This window comes from Pseudomonas putida (genome assembly GCF_003228315.1).
In the GTDB taxonomy this organism is placed as follows: domain Bacteria; phylum Pseudomonadota; class Gammaproteobacteria; order Pseudomonadales; family Pseudomonadaceae; genus Aquipseudomonas; species Aquipseudomonas putida_S.
Genome location: NZ_CP029693.1, coordinates 3,089,391 through 3,111,003, shown reverse-complemented (window position 1 = coordinate 3,111,003; position 21,613 = coordinate 3,089,391). Strand labels below are relative to the sequence as shown.

General features: G+C 58.2%; 23 protein-coding genes. 8 read left to right on the top strand and 15 right to left on the bottom strand.

Annotation, left to right across the window (positions count from 1 at the left end; genetic code table 11):
- Positions 1–24: 24 nt before the first annotated feature.
- Entirely contained in the window at positions 25–807 is a 783-nt protein-coding gene (locus DKY63_RS14450; protein WP_110964721.1) for a PhzF family phenazine biosynthesis protein, read from the top strand.
- A gap of 125 nt (positions 808–932) precedes the next feature.
- Here the strand turns inward: DKY63_RS14450 and DKY63_RS14445 are convergent, their stop codons facing one another.
- The gene (locus DKY63_RS14445; RefSeq protein WP_110964720.1) at positions 933–2,042 is read right to left on the bottom strand and encodes an ABC transporter ATP-binding protein; all 1,110 of its coding nucleotides are present in this window, start codon (positions 2,040–2,042) and stop codon (positions 933–935) included.
- Positions 2,039–2,959 carry an ornithine carbamoyltransferase gene (gene argF, locus DKY63_RS14440; RefSeq protein WP_110964719.1) on the bottom strand — a complete coding sequence of 307 codons (921 nt, stop codon included), beginning with the start codon at positions 2,957–2,959 and terminating at the stop codon, positions 2,039–2,041. Before argF ends, DKY63_RS14445 begins: the two co-directional genes overlap by 4 nt.
- Before the next feature lie 405 nt (positions 2,960–3,364).
- Between argF and DKY63_RS14435 the strand changes: the two genes are divergently transcribed.
- The 3 genes from DKY63_RS14435 (at position 3,365) to grxD (ending at position 6,337) form a co-directional block, all read left to right on the top strand.
- Positions 3,365–3,655 carry a hypothetical protein gene (locus tag DKY63_RS14435; RefSeq protein WP_110964718.1) on the top strand — a complete coding sequence of 97 codons (291 nt, stop codon included), beginning with the start codon at positions 3,365–3,367 and terminating at the stop codon, positions 3,653–3,655.
- A gap of 134 nt (positions 3,656–3,789) precedes the next feature.
- On the top strand, positions 3,790–5,898 hold the full coding sequence (locus tag DKY63_RS14430) for a molybdopterin oxidoreductase family protein (RefSeq protein ID WP_110964717.1): 2,109 nt from the start codon (positions 3,790–3,792) through the stop codon (positions 5,896–5,898).
- A gap of 97 nt (positions 5,899–5,995) precedes the next feature.
- Positions 5,996–6,337, top strand: a complete 342-nt coding sequence (gene grxD / locus DKY63_RS14425) for a Grx4 family monothiol glutaredoxin (protein ID WP_110964716.1) — start codon at positions 5,996–5,998, stop codon at positions 6,335–6,337.
- A gap of 210 nt (positions 6,338–6,547) precedes the next feature.
- Here the strand turns inward: grxD and bfr are convergent, their stop codons facing one another.
- A complete protein-coding gene (bfr, locus tag DKY63_RS14420; RefSeq protein WP_110964715.1) occupies positions 6,548–7,024 on the bottom strand; it encodes a bacterioferritin in 477 nt (158 codons plus the stop codon).
- Between the two features lie 199 nt (positions 7,025–7,223).
- Positions 7,224–7,442, bottom strand: coding sequence for a bacterioferritin-associated ferredoxin (locus tag DKY63_RS14415; protein WP_110964714.1), 219 nt, complete (start codon positions 7,440–7,442; stop codon positions 7,224–7,226).
- A gap of 305 nt (positions 7,443–7,747) precedes the next feature.
- Between DKY63_RS14415 and DKY63_RS14410 the strand changes: the two genes are divergently transcribed.
- On the top strand, positions 7,748–8,350 hold the full coding sequence (locus DKY63_RS14410; RefSeq protein WP_007971324.1) for a peroxiredoxin: 603 nt from the start codon (positions 7,748–7,750) through the stop codon (positions 8,348–8,350).
- A 164-nt stretch (positions 8,351–8,514) separates the two neighbouring features.
- Here DKY63_RS14410 and rnt read toward each other — a convergent pair whose 3' ends face one another.
- On the bottom strand, positions 8,515–9,192 hold the full coding sequence (rnt, locus tag DKY63_RS14405) for a ribonuclease T (RefSeq protein WP_110964713.1): 678 nt from the start codon (positions 9,190–9,192) through the stop codon (positions 8,515–8,517).
- Positions 9,189–10,235 carry a dihydroorotase gene (gene pyrC, locus DKY63_RS14400; protein WP_110964712.1) on the bottom strand — a complete coding sequence of 349 codons (1,047 nt, stop codon included), beginning with the start codon at positions 10,233–10,235 and terminating at the stop codon, positions 9,189–9,191. Before pyrC ends, rnt begins: the two co-directional genes overlap by 4 nt.
- Positions 10,236–10,394: 159 nt before the next feature.
- Between pyrC and DKY63_RS14395 the strand changes: the two genes are divergently transcribed.
- Together DKY63_RS14395 and DKY63_RS14390 are read left to right on the top strand one after the other, a co-directional pair.
- On the top strand, positions 10,395–11,300 hold the full coding sequence (locus DKY63_RS14395) for a flagellar protein MotY (protein WP_110964711.1): 906 nt from the start codon (positions 10,395–10,397) through the stop codon (positions 11,298–11,300).
- A gap of 129 nt (positions 11,301–11,429) precedes the next feature.
- On the top strand, positions 11,430–12,647 hold the full coding sequence (locus DKY63_RS14390) for an argininosuccinate synthase (RefSeq protein WP_110964710.1): 1,218 nt from the start codon (positions 11,430–11,432) through the stop codon (positions 12,645–12,647).
- A gap of 141 nt (positions 12,648–12,788) precedes the next feature.
- On the opposite strand, the gene DKY63_RS14385 is transcribed toward DKY63_RS14390, so the two are convergent.
- A complete protein-coding gene (locus DKY63_RS14385) occupies positions 12,789–13,436 on the bottom strand; it encodes a hypothetical protein (protein WP_110964709.1) in 648 nt (215 codons plus the stop codon).
- Between the two features lie 435 nt (positions 13,437–13,871).
- On the opposite strand from DKY63_RS14385, the gene DKY63_RS14380 reads away from it, so the two are divergent.
- A complete protein-coding gene (locus DKY63_RS14380) occupies positions 13,872–14,498 on the top strand; it encodes a response regulator transcription factor (protein ID WP_110964708.1) in 627 nt (208 codons plus the stop codon).
- A 92-nt stretch (positions 14,499–14,590) separates the two neighbouring features.
- Here the strand turns inward: DKY63_RS14380 and DKY63_RS14375 are convergent, their stop codons facing one another.
- From DKY63_RS14375 to metG, 8 genes are all read right to left on the bottom strand, one after another.
- Positions 14,591–14,770, bottom strand: coding sequence for a PA3496 family putative envelope integrity protein (locus DKY63_RS14375; protein ID WP_110964707.1), 180 nt, complete (start codon positions 14,768–14,770; stop codon positions 14,591–14,593).
- A 106-nt stretch (positions 14,771–14,876) separates the two neighbouring features.
- On the bottom strand, positions 14,877–15,515 hold the full coding sequence (nth, locus tag DKY63_RS14370) for an endonuclease III (protein WP_056853596.1): 639 nt from the start codon (positions 15,513–15,515) through the stop codon (positions 14,877–14,879).
- Between the two features lie 25 nt (positions 15,516–15,540).
- Positions 15,541–16,128, bottom strand: a complete 588-nt coding sequence (locus tag DKY63_RS14365; RefSeq protein WP_110964706.1) for an Rnf-Nqr domain containing protein — start codon at positions 16,126–16,128, stop codon at positions 15,541–15,543.
- Positions 16,121–16,732, bottom strand: coding sequence for an RnfABCDGE type electron transport complex subunit G (locus tag DKY63_RS14360; protein ID WP_110964705.1), 612 nt, complete (start codon positions 16,730–16,732; stop codon positions 16,121–16,123). Before DKY63_RS14360 ends, DKY63_RS14365 begins: the two co-directional genes overlap by 8 nt.
- Positions 16,729–17,715, bottom strand: a complete 987-nt coding sequence (locus tag DKY63_RS14355; protein WP_110967926.1) for an RnfABCDGE type electron transport complex subunit D — start codon at positions 17,713–17,715, stop codon at positions 16,729–16,731. The genes DKY63_RS14360 and DKY63_RS14355 overlap by 4 nt, the downstream gene beginning before the upstream one ends.
- Entirely contained in the window at positions 17,702–18,718 is a 1,017-nt protein-coding gene (gene rsxB / locus DKY63_RS14350) for an electron transport complex subunit RsxB (protein ID WP_110964704.1), read from the bottom strand. Before rsxB ends, DKY63_RS14355 begins: the two co-directional genes overlap by 14 nt.
- On the bottom strand, positions 18,715–19,284 hold the full coding sequence (locus tag DKY63_RS14345; protein ID WP_110964703.1) for an electron transport complex protein RnfA: 570 nt from the start codon (positions 19,282–19,284) through the stop codon (positions 18,715–18,717). The genes rsxB and DKY63_RS14345 overlap by 4 nt, the downstream gene beginning before the upstream one ends.
- Positions 19,285–19,425: 141 nt before the next feature.
- Positions 19,426–21,477 (bottom strand): methionine--tRNA ligase, encoded by a 2,052-nt coding sequence (gene metG / locus DKY63_RS14340; protein ID WP_110964702.1) that lies wholly within the window; start codon positions 21,475–21,477, stop codon positions 19,426–19,428.
- Positions 21,478–21,613: the final 136 nt, after the last annotated feature.

Genomic DNA, 21,613 nt, shown 5'->3' with positions numbered 1-21,613 from the left:
AGTCCTGACAACAGGGAGATTGTTATGCAGCTTGAGTTTCATCAGGTCGACGCGTTCAGTGATCGTGCCTTCAGCGGTAATCCGGCGATGGTCTATCGGCTGGACGCCTGGCTCGCTGACGAGTTGATGCAAAAAATCGCCGCCGAACACAATTTGGCGGAGACCGCCTTTGTGGTGCGCGAAGGACTCGGCTGGCATATCCGCTGGTTCACCCCGACCACCGAGGTGCCGCTGTGCGGTCATGCCACCCTGGCCAGCGCTCACGTGTTGTTTGAAGTCTACAAGGAGCCGGTCGAGCGCCTGGACTTCACCTGCAAGTCAGGTCCGCTGAGCGTCAGTCGCGAAGGCAGCCGGTTGTGGCTGGATTTTCCGGCCATCGTGCCATCGGAGGTGGGCGTGACCCAGGAGGTCGAGCGCGCACTGGGCGTGGAGATCGTCGACGTACTGGGCTCCAATGAATTGTTCGTGGTGTTGGAGTCCGAGCAGGCGGTGCTCGACTGCCAGCCGGACATGGTTGCCCTGGCGAAACTGCCCTGGCTGGGCGCCATCGTGACTGCCCGGGGCAGTAAGCATGACTTTGTCTCGCGCTACTTCGCGCCGGCCATTGGCATCAACGAAGACCCGGTGACAGGTTCCACCCATTGCAGCCTGATCCCGTACTGGTCCAGGCGCCTGGGCAAGTCGAGCCTGACGGCTTACCAGTGCTCCAAACGAGGTGGGGAATTGTTCTGCCGGCTGGAAGGGGATCGGGTGAAGATCGGCGGGAATGCGACGTTGGTGGCCAGTGGCACACTGATGCTGGGTTAACGCAAAAAACTGTAGGAGCGAGCCTGCTCGCGATGGACTCGAGAACACCACGGGGAACCAGGCGCCCCGCGTTATCGTTGACGACCATCGCGAGCAGGCTCGCTCCTACATTGAATGTGTGTTTATCAGTGAGCAGTGCTGTACCGCCGCACACCGGACTCAACGACCGGAATCTGCGCCGCCATGCTGCTGGAAGCCTGGAACAACACCAAGTGTTCAGCCGCGACCCGAATCCCTACTTCAGCACCAACCTGACGATCGACATGGCTGGGGAAAATCGACTCCAGTTGCGCGCCGGTCGGCATCTGCAGGCGATAAAGCGTCGATGCTCCCTGGAATGACTTGCCTGTGATCCGCGCCTTCAACGCGCTGTCCGGTGCATAAACGATGTCGTCCGGACGCAGCAACACGTCCACCGCGCCGCCCACCGGCCAGGTGTAGGCCCGGTTACCGCGCAACTCGCCCAGCTCGGTCTGCACCGACTCCGGGCTGCTCAACTGACCGCGAATGAAGTAACCCTGACCGATGAAGCTGGCCACATAGGGTGTCAGCGGTTCGTGGTAGAGGTTGTAGGGCGTGTCCCACTGTTCCAGCCGGCCTTCCTTGAACACGCCGACGTGGTCACTGACCGCGAAGGCCTCTTCCTGATCGTGGGTCACCAGGATGGCGCTGGTGCCACGGGCCTTGAGAATGTCGCGCACCTCGTGGCTGAGCTTGCGGCGCAATTCGCCATCGAGGTTGGAGAAGGGTTCGTCGAGCAGCAACAGTTGCGGTTCCGGCGCCAGGGCGCGGGCCAGGGCGACACGTTGCTGCTGGCCACCGGAAAGCTCATGGGGATAACGCTTGCCGAGATTCTTCAGGTTGACCAGTTCCAGCAATTCTTCGACGACGCGTTCCTTTTGCGGATGCTTGCGAATGCCGAAGGCGATGTTGTCGGCCACGGTCAGGTGCGGGAACAGCGCGTAGTCCTGGAACACCATGCCGATCCGGCGTTTCTCCGGTGCGAGGGTGAAACCGGCGCTGGAGATGGTCTCGCCGGCGAGCTGGATATCACCTTCGTGTACCGGCTCAAAACCGGCGATTGCACGCAGAGTGGTGGTCTTGCCGCAGCCGGAAGACCCCAGCAGGCAACCAATATCGCCGGCGTTCAAATGCAGGTTGAGGTTCTGCACCACGCGCTGATCCTGGTAGCCGCAGGCGAGGTTGCGCAGGTTAAGCAGTAATGGCTGGCTCATGCGTGGTGGTACGCCGGCGGAACGAGAAACTCGAGCAGGGCCTTTTGCGCATGCAGGCGGTTCTCGGCCTGATCCCAGGCGACCGAGCGCGGGTCGTCGAGCAGGTCGACGCTGATTTCCTCGCCACGGTGAGCCGGCAGGCAATGCATGAACAGCACGTCGCTGGCGGCCAGGTCGAGCAGGGCACGGTTCACCTGATAGGGGGCGAACAGCTTCAGGCGTTTGGCGGTTTCTTCTTCCTGACCCATGGAGGTCCAGACGTCGGTGCTCACCAGGTGGGCGCCGCGCACGGCATCTTTCGGGTCCCGAACGATGGTCACCCGATCACCGGCCTGGGCGAGGAATTTCGGGTTCGGCTCGTAGCCTTCAGGGCAAGCGATGCGCAAATGGAAGTCGAACTGGATCGCTGCTTCTATATAGCTGTTGCACATGTTGTTGCCGTCACCGATCCAGGCCACGGTCTTGCCCTGGATGGAGCCGCGGTGTTCGAGGAAGGTCTGCATGTCGGCCAGCAGCTGGCATGGGTGCAGATCGTCGGACAGGCCGTTGATCAGCGGGACGCGCGAATTGGCGGCGAATTCGGTCAATGTGCTGTGGGCATAGGTACGGATCATCACTACATCAAGCATGCTCGACATGACGATGGCGGCGTCGCTGATCGGCTCGCCACGGCCCAGCTGGGTGTCGCGCGGGGACAGGAAGATCGCCTGGCCGCCGAGCTGGATCATGCCGGCTTCGAAAGAAATGCGGGTGCGGGTCGAGGACTTCTCGAAAATCATCCCGAGCACGCGGTTTTTCAGAGGCTCGAACAGTACGCCGCGGTTACGCAGGTCCTTGAGCTCAACGCCTCGACGGATCACGCTGACCAGCTCTTCGGGCGTGCAATCCATCAGGGAGAGAAAGTGCCTTGCGCTCATCATTGACTACCTTTTTGCTACAAACCGCAGATGCTCAAAGCCTTGTTTAACGGAACAACGGGCGAGACCTGCGGCGTAAGCCGCACGGGGCGACGAAATAGGGGAAGGCGCGATCTTATAATTAAATGTCGCGTCTTACCAATAGGGCTACGGTTTTTAGGGGGAATTCAGAGGGGCTACGGGATAACCGCAGTAGCGCTTTTGAAGCCTGTTTCCTGACAGCAGCCAGACATTTGTACACCGCGTCCGCGCGACTTGGCAAACCAGCGGGCGGTGGCAGAGCACTCGCGGTCGGTTTCTGAATGGTGGTTCACAGGACGTGCCTCTGGCGTTCCATCTGAAACATTTGCTAATGCAAAGTGCTGAGTTATAAATAAATCACTCGCGATGCAGGGAGCCTGCGCAATGGAATCGAAAGAACAACAGCTAATGGAATTGCTCGGCCTGACGGCCCGCTCCCTGACACACCTGACCGCCTCCATGACATCCATGTCATTCGAATTGCTGCGAAGTCCCGATCCTGTGACACGGGATGCCGGCCGCCGCATGATCGATCGCATGGCCACCATCAGCACCGGACTCGACGAACACTGGCGGCTGATCGGCGAACTGACTGGCGTGCACGTCGGCCACGAACAGATCGAAACGATCCAGGAAATCCAGTTGCAGGCACCGCCCGGGCTGCCGTCGAGCTGAACCTTCGCGGCCATCGGCTGGCCTGATGGTCGGCAATTCACAGGACAAACGTCGCTGGCGCGGTGGCGGGGCTGGCGCCATAGTTTTGTTCCCGCGGCTGATATTGACCGCCCAGAACAAGACAGAGACTGGCCATGACCAAGACTCTCCATCACCGTGCCTGCCACCTGTGTGAAGCCATTTGCGGCCTGACCATCGAAACCACCGAGGTCGACGCCGGCAACGTACAAATCACCTCGATCAAGGGCGATCCGCTGGATACCTTCAGTCGCGGACACATCTGCCCCAAGGCCGTGGCCCTGCAGGATATTCAGAACGATCCGGATCGCCTGCATCAACCGATGCGACGCGTAGGCAATGAATGGCAACCCATCGAATGGGAAGATGCCTTCAACCTGGTCGCCGAGCGCCTGGCGGCGATTCAGGAGAGGCACGGGCAAAACGCGGTGGCGGTTTATCAGGGCAATCCCAGCGTGCATAACTATGGGCTGATGACCCACAGCAACTATTTCCTCGGCCTGCTGAAAACCCGTAATCGATATTCCGCGACATCGGTCGATCAGTTGCCCCATCACCTGACCAGTCATTTGATGTACGGCCATGGCTTTCTGCTGCCGATCCCGGACATCGATCACACCGACTTCATGCTGATTCTCGGCGGCAACCCGCTGGCATCCAACGGCAGCATCATGACCGTACCGGATGTGGAAAAACGCCTGAAAGCGATTCAGGCCCGGGGCGGCAAGGTCGTCGTGGTCGATCCGCGTCGCAGCGAGACAGCCGCCATTGCCGACCAGCATCTGTTCGTCCGTCCCGGTGGCGATGCGGCGTTGTTGTTCGGCCTGCTCAACACCCTGTTCGATGAAGGCCTGACCCGAGACAGCCACCTGCCGGTGGATGGCCTGGAGCAGGTGCGCGAGTCCATTGCCGCTTTCTCTGCAGAGGCGATGAGCCCTTTGTGCGCGGTGCCGGCTGAGCAGATCCGCCAGTTGGCCCGGGATTTCGCCGCCGCACCGAGCGCCGTTTGCTACGGTCGCATGGGGGTCTCGACCCAGGCCTTCGGCACCTTGTGTCATTGGCTGGTGCAGTTGATCAATCTGGTCACCGGCAATCTCGATAGTGTCGGTGGTGCTCTGTGCACCGAGCCGGCGGTGGATCTGGTGGCCTCGACCTCGGGCGGGCATTTCAATTTGTGGCAGAGCCGGGTCTCCGGGCGCCCCGAATACGGCGGCGAGTTGCCGGTGTCGGCGCTGGCCGAAGAAATGCTGACCGAAGGGGAAGGGCAGGTCCGTGCACTGATCACCGTGGCAGGCAATCCCGTGCTTTCCACACCGAACGGCCGCCAGCTGGAACAGGCGCTGGACGGCTTGGAGTTCATGGTCAGCGTCGACCTGTACATCAACGAGACCACCCGTTATGCCGACCTGATCCTGCCTTCGACTTCGGCACTGGAAAACGATCACTACGACACCACCTTCAATATGTTCGCGGTGCGTAACGTCAGCCGTTTCAACCGGGCGATTCTCGCCAAGCCGCAAGGCGCGCTGCATGACTGGGAGATTTTCGTCGGGCTGGCGAAAGCATTTGCGGCCAAGACCGGCAAGGAGCTCAAACCGACCATTGCCCCGGCCCAAATGATCGATCGCGGCTTGCGCATGGGGGCGTATGGCGATGCTTCCGAGCACAAATTGTCCCTGGCGACCTTGTTCGATCATCCCCATGGCGTTGATCTGGGCGCACTCAAGCCCAACCTGGCGTCTCGCCTGAAGACGGCCAATCAGCGGGTTCAGGCGGCCCCCGAGGTGATTCTCGCCGACCTCGCACGCTTCGCTGCGTTGCAGGCGCCGGCTGCCGATGAATTGTTGATGATTGGCCGGCGACATGTGCGCAGTAACAATTCGTGGATGCACAACTACCATCGACTGGTGAAGGGCAAGCCGCGTCATCAACTGTTGATGCACCCGGACGATCTGGCCAGTCGCGGGTTGAGCGATGGGCAGCGCGTGCGGGTCAGTTCCCGCGTCGGGGAGATCGAAGTGGAAGTGCTTGGCAGCCTGGATATGATGAAAGGTGTGGTCAGTCTTCCCCACGGTTGGGGTCATGCGCGACCAGGTGTGCAGATGACCATCGCCAGTGGCCAGCCAGGTTCCAGCGCCAACGACCTGACAGACGAATGCCAGCTCGATGAGCTGTCGGGGAATGCGGCGTTGAACGGCGTTCCGGTGACCGTGGCAGCGGCCTGATCGTATCTGACGGAGAGACCGAGCATGGCCCTCGGCTTTCCGTTACAATGCGCCACCGTGCCGACCCATGAGTCGGAAAGTTCAGCCGAGGTGCTCCATGGATATCATTGAAACGATTAAAGAGCAGATTGCCAACAACACCATTCTGCTTTACATGAAAGGCTCGCCGAATGCCCCACAGTGTGGCTTCTCCGCGAAAGCCGCACAGGCCGTGATGGCTTGTGGTGAAAAGTTTGCGTACGTGGACATCCTGCAGAACCCGGAAATCCGCGCCAACCTGCCAAAATACGCCAACTGGCCAACCTTCCCGCAACTGTGGGTCGCTGGCGAACTGGTTGGTGGTAGCGACATCATGATCGAGATGTCGGCTGATGGTTCGTTGCAGGCGCTGATCAAAGATGCTGCCGCTAAAGCTGCAGCTGCCAAGACCGAAGCCTGATCCCGCTTCTCTGTAGGAGCGAGCCTGCTCGCGATGGGCTCAAGAACACCGCGGGTTGCCTGACACCCCGCGTTATCGTTAACGACCATCGCGAGCAGGCTCGCTCCTACAAGGTTTCAGATTAATCCTGAAACCAGCGGATATAAAAAAGCCCCGCCTCTTCAAAAGAGAGCGGGGCTTTTTATTGCATCGAGTTCAGCGACTTGGAACTTACTCGTCGTCACCCATCTGCGATTGCAGATAGTTCTCGATACCGATCTTGTCGATCAGGCCAAGTTGGGTTTCCAGCCAGTCGATATGTTCTTCTTCGGACTCGAGGATATCTTCGAGCAGTTCACGACTGCCGAAGTCGCCAGCGGTTTCGCAAAAGGCGATAGCCTCTTTGAGATCTTTGTGGCCGGTCTTCTCGATACGCAGGTCACACTCAAGCATTTCCTTGGTGTGCTCGCCGATGTGCAGCTTGCCCAGGTCCTGGACGTTCGGCAGACCTTCCAGGAACAGGATGCGCTTGATCAGCTTGTCCGCGTGCTTCATCTCGTCGATGGATTCGTGGTATTCGTGCTTGCCGAGCTTGTTCAGGCCCCAATCTTCATACATGCGTGCATGCAGGAAGTATTGATTGATTGCGACCAGCTCATTGGCAAGGATCTTGTTGAGATGCTGGATGACTTTAACGTCGCCTTTCATGATGGGGTCCTGCCCTTTGTTAGCCGTCTATAAGGCAGAGTTTGAGCCGAGCAACTAAGGGTGTCAAACTTAAGTTATTGAATAATATATGAAAATTAATCGGAATAAGAATGTTTGTGTTCCGCGTCTAGAGTCTAAGCAGTTGATTTTCAGACATAAAAAAACCGGACATCAGTCCGGTTCTTTAAATAAATAGCTTTTATGCCGCTGTAAATTCTGCAGGAAAGGGAATCGCGGCCTGGGCCGTCTGCAGTGAGCTCAGCGTCTCGCGAACCACTTCCTTGGCGAGGCAGGCACATTTACCGCATTGACTGGCAACGCCGGTGGCCTGGCGGACTTCCTTGTAGCTGCAGCATCCTTCATAGATCGCATCGCGGATTTGGCCGTCGGTGACGCCAGTGCAGAGGCAAACATACATAAGTGAAAACCGTCGCTTGTTTATGTTTCGAATGCGATGGATCTTAATGTTAACGAGAATGATTGTCAAAGTACTTGCTCGAGGCTTTTTCCCACGGCTGACGAACGGTTTTGCTCCGCCGTCTGGTTGGGCAATTCGCCATCGCGATTTTTACTTCTGTGGGAAAAACCGTTGAGGACAGTCCAAATACGCAGTGTATGATGGCCGGTCTTTTCGAAGAGGGGTTGTGTCACAGGGCTGTCGCTTCAGGGTGGCAGGCTGGCGCAAACCTTGGTTTTTCACGTTTCTACACCAGGAGATATCCAATGAGCGTACTCGTAGGCAAACAAGCCCCTGACTTCACCGTACCGGCCGTACTCGGCAATGGCGAGATCGTTGACAGCTTCACCCTGTCCTCGGCTATCAAAGGCAAATACGGCCTGGTGTTCTTCTACCCACTGGACTTCACCTTCGTTTGCCCGTCCGAGCTGATCGCTCTGGACAACCGCATGTCGGAATTCAAGGCTCGTAACGTTGAAGTGGTCGCTGTTTCGATCGACTCGCACTTCACCCACAACGCCTGGCGTAACACCCCGGTCAACAATGGCGGTATCGGCGAAGTCCGTTACACCATGGCTGCCGACATCAAGCAGGAAATCATGAAGGCCTACGACGTTCAGTCCGCTGACGGTGTTGCTTTCCGTGGCGCATTCCTGATCGACGACAAAGGTGTTGTCCGCTCGCAGATCATCAACGACCTGCCACTGGGCCGTAACATGGAAGAGCTGCTGCGTCTGGTCGACGCTCTGCAATTCCACGAAGAGCACGGCGAAGTCTGCCCTGCCAACTGGAAAAAAGGCGACAAAGGCATGAACGCTTCGCCAGAAGGCGTTGCGGCCTACCTGACCGAGCACGCTGCTGCTCTGTAAGGCATCTGCCATGCATAAAAAACCGGCCCTTGAGGCCGGTTTTTTTATGGGGGGAAGTAACCCTGTGGGAGCGAGCCTGCTCGCGATGGATTCAATGACGCCGCGGGAAACCAGACTGCCCGCGTTATCGTTGGCGACCATCGCGAGCAGGCTCGCTCCCACAATCAATCGTCGAAATCTTCCCAGCCGCCCATCTGCTTCCAGCGATTGACGATGCCGCAGAACAGCTCGGCGGTCTTCTCGGTGTCGTAACGAGCGGAGTGGGCCTCGCGACCATCGAAGTCGATATCGGCAGCCTGACAGGCCTTGGCCAGCACCGTCTGGCCATAAGCCAGGCCGGCGAGGGTGGCGGTGTCGAAACTGGAGAACGGGTGAAACGGGTTGCGCTTCATGTCCAGACGCGCAACCGCGGCGTTAAGGAAGCCCAGGTCGAAGCTGCTGTTGTGCCCGACCAGAATCGCCCGCTTGCAGCCGTTGGCCTTCAGCGCCTTGCGCACGCCACGGAAGATATCGTTCAGTGCGGTCTCTTCACTCACGGCCATGCGCAGTGGGTGGTCGAGCTTGATTCCGGTGAACTCCAGGGCTGCCGCCTCGATGTTCGCGCCTTCAAAGGGCTCGACCCGGAAGAAGTAGGTGTGATCGGGGTAAACGAAACCCTTTTCATCCATGGCGATGGTGGTCGCGGCGATTTCCAGCAGGGCGTCGGTGGCCGAGTTGAAGCCACCGGTTTCTACGTCGACGACTACGGGCAGGTAACCACGGAACCTGGCAGCCATTGGATGACGGGAACCGCCCCCGCCACCTTGACCGTCCAGTTCGTCGTCGAAATGGTCTTCACTCACGCGTGTTCCTCCAGCAGGCGCCAGCGCAGTTTTTCACCGGCGCGCAGCGGGATAACGGTCAGCTCGCCAAACGGCAGGCTGCTTGGGGCGGTCCATTCTTCACGAACCAGGGTGATACGATCGGTGTTCGCCGGCAGGCCATAGAAGCGCGGGCCATTGAGGCTGGCGAAGGCTTCGAGCTTGTCCAGCGCATTGCGCTGTTCGAAGGCTTCGGCATACATCTCGATCGCCGCATAAGCGGTATAGCAGCCGGCGCAACCGCAGGCAGCTTCCTTGGCGTGTTGGGCATGGGGTGCCGAGTCGGTGCCGAGGAAGAACTTTTCACTGCCGCTGGTGGCGGCGTCGAGCAGGGCTTCCTGATGCGTGTTGCGCTTGAGGATCGGCAGGCAATAGAAGTGCGGCCGAATCCCGCCCACCAGCATGTGGTTGCGGTTGTACAGCAGGTGATGTGCGGTGATGGTCGCGCCAACGTTGGCCGAAGCCGAGTTGACGAACTGCACGGCGTCAGCGGTGGTGATGTGTTCGAACACCACTTTGAGGGTCGGGAAACGCTCGACCACACGACGCATGTGCTCATCGATGAAGATTTTTTCGCGGTCGAAGACATCGACGTCGCCGCGAGTGACTTCACCGTGAATCAACAGGGGCATCCCGACTTCGGCCATCGCCTCCAGTGCAGGGAAGATCTTGTCGATGCTGGTGACGCCAGAATCCGAATTGGTGGTCGCGCCGGCCGGGTACAGCTTGGCGGCGTGAATGAAACCGGTGGCCTTGGCCTCGCGAATTTCTTCAGGCTGGGTGCGGTCGGTCAGGTATAGAACCATCAATGGTTCGAACCGGTTGCCGGCCGGGCGGGCAGCGAGGATCCGCTGGCGGTAGCCGTCGGCCTCGGCCGCATTGCGGACCGGAGGAACCAGGTTGGGCATGATGATGGCGCGACCAAAGGTGCGCGCGACATCCGCGACGGTATTGGTCAACACGGCACCATCGCGAAGATGAATGTGCCAGTCGTCGGGACGCAGCAGGGTCAGGCGGTCGGACATGAGGGGATTCCAGGCGGGTCAAACTGAGGGGAATGCTACCGGAAAAGACTCTTGCAGGCACTCGCTATCAAGTTTTGCCGCAAGCTTCCGATATCCAACAGGTATGCCGTAAACATCTGTGTGTCGGTCTTTGTGTTGTAGAAGCCAGTGGAGCCTCCCGTGCGCCAGCGTTATTTAGCCTTGCTCAGTGTGTTTGCCAGCCTTCCCGCGATGGCGCTCACTTTCCAGACCCGTCTGGAGAGCATTGAGTGGACGGTCGAGGGCGACAAGTTCGAATGCCGCCTGACACAACCGATCACCGATTTCGGTTCGGGGCAGTTCGTGCGTCGCGCAGGCGAGCAGGCGACGTTTCGGCTCAACGCCTACAACGCAATGATGGGCGGAGGTTCGGCCACCTTGCTGGCCGCTGCCGCGCCATGGCAACCCGGGCGGGGCGATATCAATCTGGGCACCGTGCGCATCGGCAGCGGCAATGTGCTGTTCAACAGCTCACAGGCTCAGGCCGGAGGCTTGATCAGTGGTCTGATCGATGGTCGCAGTCCCGTGGTTCGCCATGCCTCGGGGGACGGGCGGGTGTCGGAAGTGCGCCTGTTGCCGGTCAGGTTCAACAAGGCGTTTGCCGACTATCAGGGGTGCGTGGCCAAATTGTTGCCACAGAATTTCGATCAGGTGAAACAGTCACAGATCGGTTTTCCCGGTGGGGGTATCGACCTGGACGCGGCCGCGAAAGCCAGGTTGCAGGTGATGCTGGAGTACATGAAGGCCGATCCGACGGTCAATCGCATCGAGCTCGACGGCCACTCCGATAACGGTGGCAATCGCCTGACCAATCGCGACCTGTCTCGTCGTCGGGCCTTGGCCGTCATGGAGTTCTTCAAGGCCAATGGCATCCAGGAATCGCAGATTACCGTGCGCTTCCATGGTGAGAGTTATCCTCTGGTGCCCAACACCAACAATACCAATCGCGCGAAAAACCGCCGGGTTGCCGTACGCCTGGAACGAGGCGCGCCGTCAGAACAAGTGGCTCCTCAAGCCACCAAACAAGCCACTTCGGCAACATCCTGACCGATTGGTCATCGTCGCGCGTTTGACATAATCTGTCGCTTCGTCGTCATAAGCTGTCGCGCCACTGTAATTTATTCTGCATGAGCGGTAGACTTCCCGGCTTTCCGTAGAACCCCGTGGAGTGATGGCATGGCGGACGTAAACAAGGTCGTTCTGGCGTATTCCGGCGGCCTGGACACTTCGGTGATCCTCAAGTGGCTGCAGGATACTTATAACTGTGAAGTGGTGACCTTTACCGCTGACCTGGGTCAGGGCGAAGAGGTTGAACCTGCACGTGCCAAGGCTCAGGCCATGGGCGTGAAAGAAATCTACATCGACGACTTGCGCGAAGAATTCGTGCGCGATTTCGTGTTCCCGATGTTCCGCGCCAACACCGTTTACGAAGGTGAGTACCTGCTGGGTACTTCCATCGCTCGTCCATTGATTGCCAAGCGCCTGATCGAAATCGCCAACGAAACTGGCGCTGACGCCATTTCCCACGGTGCCACCGGCAAGGGTAACGACCAGGTTCGTTTCGAACTGGGCGCCTACGCCTTGAAACCGGGTGTGAAAGTGATTGCCCCATGGCGCGAATGGGACCTGCTGTCCCGTGAAAAGCTGATGGATTACGCAGAAAAGCACGCGATCCCGATCGAGCGCCACGGCAAGAAAAAATCCCCGTACTCGATGGACGCCAACCTGCTGCACATCTCCTATGAAGGCGGCGTGCTGGAAGACACCTGGACCGAGCACGAAGAAGACATGTGGCGCTGGACCGTCTCCCCGGAGAAGGCTCCCGACAAGCCGCAGTACCTGGAGTTGACCTACCGCAACGGCGACATCGTGGCACTGGACGGCGTTGAAATGACTCCGGCTACCGTGCTGGCGACCCTGAACCGTATCGGTGGTGAACACGGTATCGGTCGTCTGGACATCGTCGAGAACCGTTACGTGGGCATGAAGTCCCGTGGCTGCTACGAAACCCCGGGCGGCACCATCATGCTGCGTGCCCACCGTGCGATCGAATCGATCACCCTGGACCGCGAAGTGGCTCACCTCAAGGATGAGCTGATGCCGAAGTACGCCAGCCTGATCTACACCGGCTACTGGTGGAGCCCTGAGCGTCTGATGCTGCAACAGATGATCGACGCTTCCCAAGTGAACGTGAATGGTGTCGTACGCCTGAAGCTGTACAAGGGCAATGTGATTGTCACCGGCCGCAAGTCCGACGATTCTTTGTTCGACGCCAACATCGCGACCTTCGAAGAAGATGGCGGCGCCTACAACCAGGCCGATGCGGCGGGCTTCATCAAGCTCAACGCCTTGCGCATGCGTATTGCTGCAAACAAGGGCCGGAAACTGTTCTGAGTGCCTTGAGCCTGTAAATGAAGTGGTGGTTTCGTCATCGGCGAGGCCACCACTTTTTTTTCGGTTTGAATTCACGATACGACGATTTCACGCCGACCTGTCTGATACCTCCGTTTCTGCATCTCACTGATAAGACCTGCCTCAGGATTGAGTGTTTGCCAGCGGGCTCCAGTCCATGACGGTCGCCCTTTGTGAATTCAAGTCGTAAGCCACGCAGCAATTGGCACGACCGCGCTTGTTATTCTGTCTGGAAAACTCCGTGACGCTGTCCCCTAGTGGATTTTCCAATGCGTTGTCGGTGAGAAACACGATCACCTGAGCTTTTCCTTCCTGCGGCTTCCTTGTCTTCCCCAGTAACGCCTTGAACTCCCTCCTGCTTTTCATCCAGCGTGTATCGATGATGTGAATGCCCTTGAGCTGCTTGGGCAGGGCAATGTAATGCAGGTCGGTTTCGTCGGGTGGTGCCTGGGCGCGGCAAGGAAAGTCTCCAGACCGAGGATCTTGCACTGACGCGCAGCCTGGAGGTGGATCAACTTCGTCCATGGCTTTGAGGAAGTGCTCGTCCTTTTCGAAGTCCGAAGGCGAATACAGCGACCGATAATTGAAATTGAGAGTGGCGAAGAAAAGAAACAGTAGATAAAACGGGAAGCTGATGAGAAACCAGACATAGATTTCTCTTTCATCATTATCGAGAAAAGGCAGGGAAATGGCTGCCGAGGTCTCAGACAGAGTTGCGAATGTGGCGATTATTGTCATAGGGTTGCTCATTCTTTTTTTGAGTTTGGTCATGTTTATTACTCATGGTGTTGTCGATGCCTGTTTGGTTGGTTTATTTGGAGTTGTTGTTTAGGTTAATGGTTTGGTGTTGTTAATGATTGTCCATGCATGATTTTTTGCTGTAAGAGCAAGTATATGCCTGATGTGTGATATTTCTGGTGTTAATGTTTTCGCCTCCGGTGTCCGTAATATATGAGCACGCCATGCCTTTTACATTTCTGGTTTCAGAGCGTCCGTTCAGGAGGGAAGCCGGCAGGCAAGATTTTCAGTGCCTTGGATACAGTTTTTATGGCGTTGTGTTCGCTGGTTTTTTGTAGGATTAATCCGCGAATCTTGTAGGGAATGTCTCTCGGTGCGGATCGCCGGGGGGCGCGGCATGCAACGGGTGAAACGACTAGGCTATTGTGCGGGCTCTAAAAATTCGAACAGCGAAAATTGGACCTGCCCATGAATAAAGTGCTGATCGTGGATGATCATCCCGTCATACGTCTTGCAGTACGCATGTTGATGGAGCGTCATGGTTACGAGGTTGTCGCAGAAACCGATAATGGCGTGGATGCATTGCAATTGGCGCGGGAGTTGATGCCGGATATTGTCATTCTGGATATCGGAATACCGAAACTGGATGGGCTGGAAGTTATCGCGCGACTGGCATCGACAGCCATGCCAATCAAGGTGCTGATATTGACTTCCCAGACTCCCGGACACTTTTCCATGCGCTGCATGCAATCGGGGGCCGCCGGATATGTATGCAAGCAGCAGGATCTGACTGAACTTCTCAGCGCAATAAAGGCGGTTTTGTCCGGTTACAGCTATTTCCCCAACCAGGCTTTGCATACAGTGCGGGCGAGCTTGGGTAACGCCAGCGAGGCGGAAATGGTGGATCGTCTCTCGGGGCGGGAAATGATGGTGTTGCAACAGTTGGCCAGGGGCAAGACCAACAAGGAAATTGCCGACGGAATGTTTCTGAGTAACAAGACCGTCAGCACTTACAAGACACGCTTGTTGTTGAAGCTCAACGCTCGCTCATTGGTCGACTTGATTGAGTTGGCTCAACGAAATGGAATAGTGTGACTTTACCCCAGGAGAAAAAGGTCGTGATTAGCAGGCAATTATCGCAATACAACACAATGAAAAAAGCCTCCGTTTCGGGAGGCTTTCAGGTGTCATAAGTCAAAATCGTAGTCGGCCAATTGCTTTTGCAGTCGGCGCTCCTCCAGAAGATTGTCGATGGTACGGCGTTTGCTAAGGTTGGTTTTCGCTACTTCGACAACCGGCTCCGCTTCATCAGCTTCAACGGCAGTGAACTCATCATCTACGTCCAATTGCTCTTTGCCAGTGCTCATTTAGTTACCTCAGGCTAAGAAGGCCTTTGGCGCCCCTTATATCGATAATCGCCCGGCGGGTAAAAAAGATTTTTTCAATCGATATATCAATTATTTTAATAGAGGCTCAATCGTCCGAGGTCTTGTGCTTGTATTCGCACAAGTCTTCTATGCGACAACTGCCGCAGCGAGGCTTGCGGGCCAGGCAAACATAGCGTCCGTGAAGGATCAGCCAGTGATGGGAGTCGAGCAGGTACTGCTTGGGCACGAACTTCATCAGTTTATGCTCGACCTCGACCACATTCTTGCCTGGTGCAATGCCAGTGCGGTTGCTGACCCGGAAGATATGGGTGTCGACAGCCATCGTCAGCTGACGGAATGCGGTATTGAGCACCACGTTGGCGGTCTTGCGGCCTACGCCGGGCAGCGCTTCCAGTTCTTCGCGAGTCTGCGGTACTTCACCGGCATGGCGCTCGACCAGTAACCGACAGGTTTCGATCACGTTTTTCGCCTTGCTGTTGAACAAGCCGATGGTCTTGATGTATTCCGATAACCCCTCGACCCCCAGTGCATGAATCGCGGCCGGCGTATTGGCGACCGGGAACAGTTTTGCCGTGGCTTTATTGACGCCAACGTCGGTGGATTGTGCCGACAGGATCACCGCAATCAGCAACTCGAAGGGCGACGAGTAGGCCAGTTCGGTCTTCGGTTCCGGGTTGTCTTCATGCAGCCTGCGGAATATTTCCAGGCGTTTAGCGGCATTCATGGGTATTGCGTTTCCTTAAGAGCAATCATTGTTCGGATCTCTGACGGTGCCAGGTCTGCCATGCGGCGACCAGCAATCCCAGCAGGATGAAGCCACCGGGGGCCAGGGAAAGTACACGCAAGCCACCGTCGGCGGTCAACTTCCAGCCTTGCCAATCCGTTTGTATCCCTCCCGCGAGCCACGACAGGTGAGAGCCGAGTGTGCCGTTGCCAAGCAGTTCGCGCAGCAGACCCAGGCCCACCAGCAAGGTGCCGAACAGGACACACAGATGCACGCGATTTCGCCAAGGGGTCTGGAAGAATCCCGAACACTCCAGCACGACACATTGCAAAGCGATCAACGCTGAATAAATTCCCACCTGTTGATACCACTGCAGCGACCAGACTTGCGCACAGAGCTGAACACTACTGGTCAGTGTTGCGGCAAGAACCACACTTGCCAGCAAATGCATTGCCGCGTGCAGTCGTGACCTCAATGCACTCATCACTCCGTTGAAAACCCCGATTACCACCATGAACATCAGCCACAGACCCAGCGCGCTCATGACTGAGCCGGTGGCGCCGATCAGTGGCGCGAGCATCAAAGAGTTCTGTAATAGCGGTGATTTACTCATGGGAGGGGCTCCAGAGCAGTTGTTGCCGGTGTTCATCAAAGTAGCGCAGAGCATCGTGGGTAGCGTTGATCACGGCTCTCGATGTGATGGTCGCACCGGCAATCTGGTCGAATTGTCCCTGATCTTTTTTCAATGCCCAGCCGTTGTCACCCGGATCGGTGAGAGATTTGCCGGCAAACAGCTCGAGCCACGCGTTGGGCCATTCTCCGATCCGCGCACCGAGTCCTGGCGTCTCCGTTTGTTTGAGGGTTTTCACACCAATCAACCTGCCGTTGGGATCGATGGCGATCAGCAACTCGATGCTGCCTTCATATCCAAGGGTCTGGCTACGCAACAGGACGGCAGAGGGTTGACCGGCTCTGGTTGCGCGGAAACCCGCCAGCAGTGTGCTGTTGCCCAGTTCTGGCTTTTCCAGTGTGAGCGATTGCTCCAGCGGCTGATTGTCGTAGCTGTCGGGTGGCAGCAGGTCCAGCAGATTGCGACTGTCGATCAAGCGCTGCTGTGTTGCAATGTGCGGCGCGCTGCTGTGCTGTACAACCCAGGTCAGGCCGATCCCCAGGACGGCGAGCAATCCAAGTATGACTGCACTCGATAGGCGGCTCATGGCCTGGTTCGCTCCTGTCTGGCGACGACAAGCCGCTCAAGCGTCGGCACACAAAGGTTCATCAACAGCACGGCGAAGGCCACGCCGTCCGGATAGCCGCCCCAGGTTCGAATCAGGTACGTCAGCAGCCCGACACCGATTCCGAACATCAATCGCGCTCCGGCGCTTTTGGGGCCGGACACCGGTTCCGTGACGATGAAAAACGCACCCAGCATGCTGGCGCCGGTCAGCAGATGAAATAACGGCGAGCCATGGGAATCCGAACCGGAGCCGTTCCAGCACAAAAGGCTGATGATGAACAGGCTGGCGAGCATGCCGACCGGCGCATGCCAGCTGTACAGCCGCCGCTGCAGAAGGAATGCGCCGCCTGCGAGAAAGGCCAGGTTGATCCATTCCACGCCGCGACCGCCGAAGTGACCGAACGCAGGATTCGTCGAGAACAGTTCGTCCATAGTCAGGCTTTTGTTGATACGCAGGCTGTCCAGTGCGGTGGCCCCAACCCACGCGTCCGGCTGTTGACCGAAGCCGAAGACCTGTTGCAAGCCGCCCCACAAGTCCATGCCATGGGCCGCGGGCCATTGGGTCATTGCTTGTGGAAAGGTCACCATTACCAGAGCGAAACCGAGCATGGCCGGGTTGAACGGATTACTGCCGACACCGCCGTACAAATGCTTGCCGAACAGCATCGCAAACATGGCGGCGCTGAGGGTGAGCCACCACGGACAATAGGGCGGCAGGGCGAGAGCCAGTAGCGTGGCGCTGACGAGGGCACTGCCGTCGCTCAAGGTCGGCAGGAGTGCACGCTTGCGCAAGTGCAGCGCTACCGCTTCAGAGGCCAATGCCCCGATGCCGGCCAGCAGCAAATTGATCAGCACACCCCAGCCATAAAACCAGAACATCGCCAGCATCCCTGGCAGCGTCGCCAGGAGCACCAGTTTCATGGCTTGTTGCAGGCGGGTGTCGACCGACTCAAGAAGTGGCATGGGCATCCACCAGACGCTCGGCTTCGCCGAGTGCACGCTCCAGGGCTTCGATCTGCTCGGCGGATGCCTGGGCGGCCTGGGCCTTTTTCAGCTCCGCGCGGCGCATGGCCAACTGGATCTTCGCCCGATTCAATTCGGCATTCTTCTCCGGAGCGGGCGAGGGTGCCGGAGTCGACATAGGCGGCGCGGCGTTTTCCAGTTGTTTGAGTGCCTGTTCGGCAGCCTCGAATTGTTGTTGCAGGACAATCAACTGCGACTGCTGTTCGAAGGTCGGCGGATGGCCGAATGCCTTGAGGGATTTGGTCAGTTGCGCCCGGCTCATCGCAACATCAATTTTGGCTTTTTTCAGTGCCGCATCGGCATTGGCGGCTTTCTGTGCGCGTACACGCTCAAGCGCAGCCTGCACCGGGTCGAGAGTCACTTCAGCCGGTTGGGCGGACCGTTGCGCCCGAGCCTGGCGCTCGGCGGCTTTCTGCTGTTCTTCACGTTGCAATCGGGCATTGCGTTGTTCAAAGCGGCGCCGTGCGTGATTGCGTTTGGCCGCGCGGGCCTGTTGTTCTTCGAGGCTGAAGGCCAGGCCGCCGACAATCGGCAGAACCGTGGCTATCGGCAATGGCCGCATTTCGATGCAGTCCACGGGGCAAGGTGCCACACACAAATCGCAACCGGTGCATTCATCGATGATGACCGTGTGCATCAGCTTGGCGGCGCCGACGATGGCATCTACCGGGCAGGCCTGGATGCATTTGGTGCAGCCGATGCATTCGGCTTCGCGGATATAGGCGATCTGCGCGGGAGCCGGCCCGCGGCTTACATCAAGCTCCAGTACCGGCACATTCAGCAATTCGGCCAGGGCATTGATGGTTTCGTTGCCACCCGGTGGGCATTTGTTGATCGGCTCGCCGTTGGCGATGCCTTCAGCGTAGGGCTTGCATCCGGGATGGCCGCATTTGCCGCACTGGGTCTGCGGCAGGAGCGCGTCGATGCTTTGAATCAGACTCATGTTTTGATCAGTCCGCTGAATCCGAGAAAAGCCACTGCGATCAGTCCGGCGCCGATCAGGTCGATCGGCAGGCCGCGAAAGGGCAGGGGAACATCGTTGTCGATTGTGCGTTGGCGCAGATCGTTGAACAGGCTCAGCACCAGCCAGAAACCGAGTCCTGCGTCCAGGCTCAGGGCCGTGGCAGACAGGAATCCCTGATCATTGCGCTCATTGAAAAGCGCTACGCCCAGCACGCCAGCGTTGCCCAGTAGCAGTGGCCAGAGACCGTCGAAGGGCAACGTTGGGAGCATCTTTGACAAGCCGGTGAGCAAGGGGCTGATCAGCAGCACGCTCAAGGGAAGGAACACGAACAGGTTCAGCGACGTGAGCTGCAACGGGATCAGCAGCCAATGATAAAGCGCGTAGCCGAGCAGACCGACGATAACCATCAGGCATGTCGTTGCGATGCCCAAGGCGTGAACTTGCTTTCGTTGGCTGGCCAGCAGCGGATCGACGCCCAGCGGCCAATTCAACACGAGGTTGTTGATCAGGGCAGTGCTGACAAGCGTGAGAAATGCTTCGGTCATGATCGTGCCGACGGGAACGTGGCTTTTTCAAGCGGCGGTCTAAAAAGCTTAGGCATTATCCGGCGGTGACGGAGGGTGCCCGGACATGAAAATCCCACAGTCGCGCCAGGCACGACTGTGGGATCGGTTTACCGCTGTGCCTTACTTGATCCGCTGACCGGGCTTGGCGCCGCTGTCCGGGCTCAGCAGGTAGATTTCTTCACCGCCAGGACCAGCTGCCATCACCATGCCTTCGGAGATCCCGAACTTCATTTTCCGTGGCTTGAGGTTGGCGATCATCATGGTCAGGCGACCGTCGAGCTTGGACGGATCCGGGTAAGCGCTCTTGATGCCGGAGAACACGTTGCGTTGCTCGTCGCCGATGTCCAGGGTCAGGCGCAGCAGCTTGTCGGCGCCTTCCACGTGCTCAGCCTTGACGATCAGCGCGACGCGCAGGTCGACGGCGGCAAAGGTGTCGAAATCGATTTCCGGCGACAGCGGATCCTTGGCCAGCTCGCCGTTACCGGCAGGTTGAGCTGCGCCGGTGTCGGTCTGGCTGGCAGTCAGGTCCTCTTTGGAGGCGTCGGTCATGGCTTGTACCTTGACCGGGTCGATCCGAGTCATCAGCGGTTTGAATTCGTTCAGCTGATGGTTGGCCAGCCAGATGGCGTGGTCGTTCCAGGTCAATGGCGCGACATTCAGGAATGCCTCGGCATCGGCGGCCAGCAGCGGCAGCACGGGCTTGAGGAAAATCACCAACTGGCGGAACAGGTTGACGCCGGTGGCGCAGATGGCCTGGACTTCATCCTGCTTGCCTTCCTGCTTGTTCAACGACCAGGGTGCCTTGTCGGCGATCCAGGCGTTGGCACGGTCGGCCAGGGCCATGATTTCGCGCATGGCGCGGGCGAAATCGCGGGCTTCATAGGCGTCGGCGATGCCAGGCGCGGCGGCCAGGAACGCTTCGGTCAGCTCCGGCGCGGCATTGGTGTCGACCATCACGCCGGCGTTGCCTTTGTGGATGAAACCGGCGCAACGGCTGGCGATGTTGACGACTTTGCCCACCAGGTCGGAGTTGACCTTCTGCACAAAGTCTTCGAGGTTCAGGTCCAGGTCGTCGACGCCACGGCTCAGCTTGGAGGCGTAGTAGTAACGCAGGTACTCCGGCGACAGGTGATCCAGATAGGTCCGGGCCTTGATGAAGGTGCCGCGGGACTTGGACATTTTCTGACCGTTGACGGTCAGGTAGCCGTGCACGTTGATCCCGGTCGGCTTGCGGTAGCCCGCGCCTTCGAGCATGGCTGGCCAGAACAGGGCGTGGAAGTTGACGATGTCCTTGCCGATGAAGTGGTACAGCTCGGCAGTGGAGTCCTTGCCCCAGAACGCGTCGAAGTCCAGCTCCGGCGTGCGGTTGCACAGGTTCTTGAAGCTCGCCATGTAGCCGATCGGCGCATCCAGCCACACGTAGAAATATTTGCCCGGCTCGTCGGGAATTTCGAAGCCGAAATACGGCGCATCACGGGAGATGTCCCATTGTTGCAGGCCGGCATCCAGCCATTCGGCGATCTTGTTGGCAACGGCGTCTTGCAGGGTGCCGCTACGGGTCCAGGTTTGCAGCATTTCCTGGAAGTCCGGCAGCTTGAAGAAGAAGTGCTGGGAGTCCTTGAGCACCGGTGTGGCGCCGGAGATCGCAGACTTCGGATCCTTCAGGTCGGTCGGAGCGTAGGTGGCGCCGCATTTTTCGCAGTTGTCGCCGTACTGGTCTTCCGTGCCGCATTTCGGGCAGGTGCCCTTGATGAAGCGGTCGGCCAGGAACATTTTCTTTTCCGGGTCGAAATACTGGGTGATCGAACGCGTGGCGATGTGCCCGGCGTCGCGCAGTTTCAGGTAGATATGGCTCGACAGCTCACGGTTTTCTTCGGCGTGAGTGGAGTGGAAATTGTCGAAGTCCACCAGGAAGTCGGCAAAGTCGCTGCTGTGTTCAGCCTGGACGTTGGCGATCAGTTGTTCCGGGGTGATGCCTTCCTTTTCCGCGCGCAGCATGATCGCCGAACCGTGGGCGTCGTCGGCGCAGACATAAATGCATTGATTGCCGCGGTGCTTCTGGAAGCGCACCCACATATCGGTCTGGATGTATTCCAGCATATGGCCAAGGTGAATCGAACCATTGGCATAGGGCAGGGCGCTGGTGACGAGAATCTTGCGTGGCTCGGACATGGGGCTCGGCTACTTGATGAAACGGAGGTCGGCCACTATAAAGCGCCGGGAAAGATATTTCACCCCTGCAAATAGTTGCCGGGCGTGCCGTCCGGAGGACAGAAGGGGTAGGATACCCGCCATATTTTCCCTGTCT

Bases quoted from the DNA above. Each gene is read 5' to 3' on its own strand.
- DKY63_RS14450 (WP_110964721.1), top strand. From the start codon at position 25: ATGCAGCTTGAGTTTCATCAGGTCGACGCGTTCAGTGATCGTGCCTTC.
- DKY63_RS14445 (WP_110964720.1), bottom strand. From the start codon at position 2,042: ATGAGCCAGCCATTACTGCTTAACCTGCGCAACCTCGCCTGCGGCTAC.
- argF (WP_110964719.1), bottom strand. From the start codon at position 2,959: ATGAGCGCAAGGCACTTTCTCTCCCTGATGGATTGCACGCCCGAAGAG.
- DKY63_RS14435 (WP_110964718.1), top strand. From the start codon at position 3,365: ATGGAATCGAAAGAACAACAGCTAATGGAATTGCTCGGCCTGACGGCC.
- DKY63_RS14430 (WP_110964717.1), top strand. From the start codon at position 3,790: ATGACCAAGACTCTCCATCACCGTGCCTGCCACCTGTGTGAAGCCATT.
- grxD (WP_110964716.1), top strand. From the start codon at position 5,996: ATGGATATCATTGAAACGATTAAAGAGCAGATTGCCAACAACACCATT.
- bfr (WP_110964715.1), bottom strand. From the start codon at position 7,024: ATGAAAGGCGACGTTAAAGTCATCCAGCATCTCAACAAGATCCTTGCC.
- DKY63_RS14415 (WP_110964714.1), bottom strand. From the start codon at position 7,442: ATGTATGTTTGCCTCTGCACTGGCGTCACCGACGGCCAAATCCGCGAT.
- DKY63_RS14410 (WP_007971324.1), top strand. From the start codon at position 7,748: ATGAGCGTACTCGTAGGCAAACAAGCCCCTGACTTCACCGTACCGGCC.
- pyrC (WP_110964712.1), bottom strand. From the start codon at position 10,235: ATGTCCGACCGCCTGACCCTGCTGCGTCCCGACGACTGGCACATTCAT.
- DKY63_RS14390 (WP_110964710.1), top strand. From the start codon at position 11,430: ATGGCGGACGTAAACAAGGTCGTTCTGGCGTATTCCGGCGGCCTGGAC.
- DKY63_RS14385 (WP_110964709.1), bottom strand. From the start codon at position 13,436: ATGACCAAACTCAAAAAAAGAATGAGCAACCCTATGACAATAATCGCC.
- DKY63_RS14380 (WP_110964708.1), top strand. From the start codon at position 13,872: ATGAATAAAGTGCTGATCGTGGATGATCATCCCGTCATACGTCTTGCA.
- DKY63_RS14375 (WP_110964707.1), bottom strand. From the start codon at position 14,770: ATGAGCACTGGCAAAGAGCAATTGGACGTAGATGATGAGTTCACTGCC.
- nth (WP_056853596.1), bottom strand. From the start codon at position 15,515: ATGAATGCCGCTAAACGCCTGGAAATATTCCGCAGGCTGCATGAAGAC.
- DKY63_RS14365 (WP_110964706.1), bottom strand. From the start codon at position 16,128: ATGAGTAAATCACCGCTATTACAGAACTCTTTGATGCTCGCGCCACTG.
- DKY63_RS14360 (WP_110964705.1), bottom strand. From the start codon at position 16,732: ATGAGCCGCCTATCGAGTGCAGTCATACTTGGATTGCTCGCCGTCCTG.
- DKY63_RS14355 (WP_110967926.1), bottom strand. From the start codon at position 17,715: ATGCCACTTCTTGAGTCGGTCGACACCCGCCTGCAACAAGCCATGAAA.
- rsxB (WP_110964704.1), bottom strand. From the start codon at position 18,718: ATGAGTCTGATTCAAAGCATCGACGCGCTCCTGCCGCAGACCCAGTGC.
- DKY63_RS14345 (WP_110964703.1), bottom strand. From the start codon at position 19,284: ATGACCGAAGCATTTCTCACGCTTGTCAGCACTGCCCTGATCAACAAC.
- metG (WP_110964702.1), bottom strand. From the start codon at position 21,477: ATGTCCGAGCCACGCAAGATTCTCGTCACCAGCGCCCTGCCCTATGCC.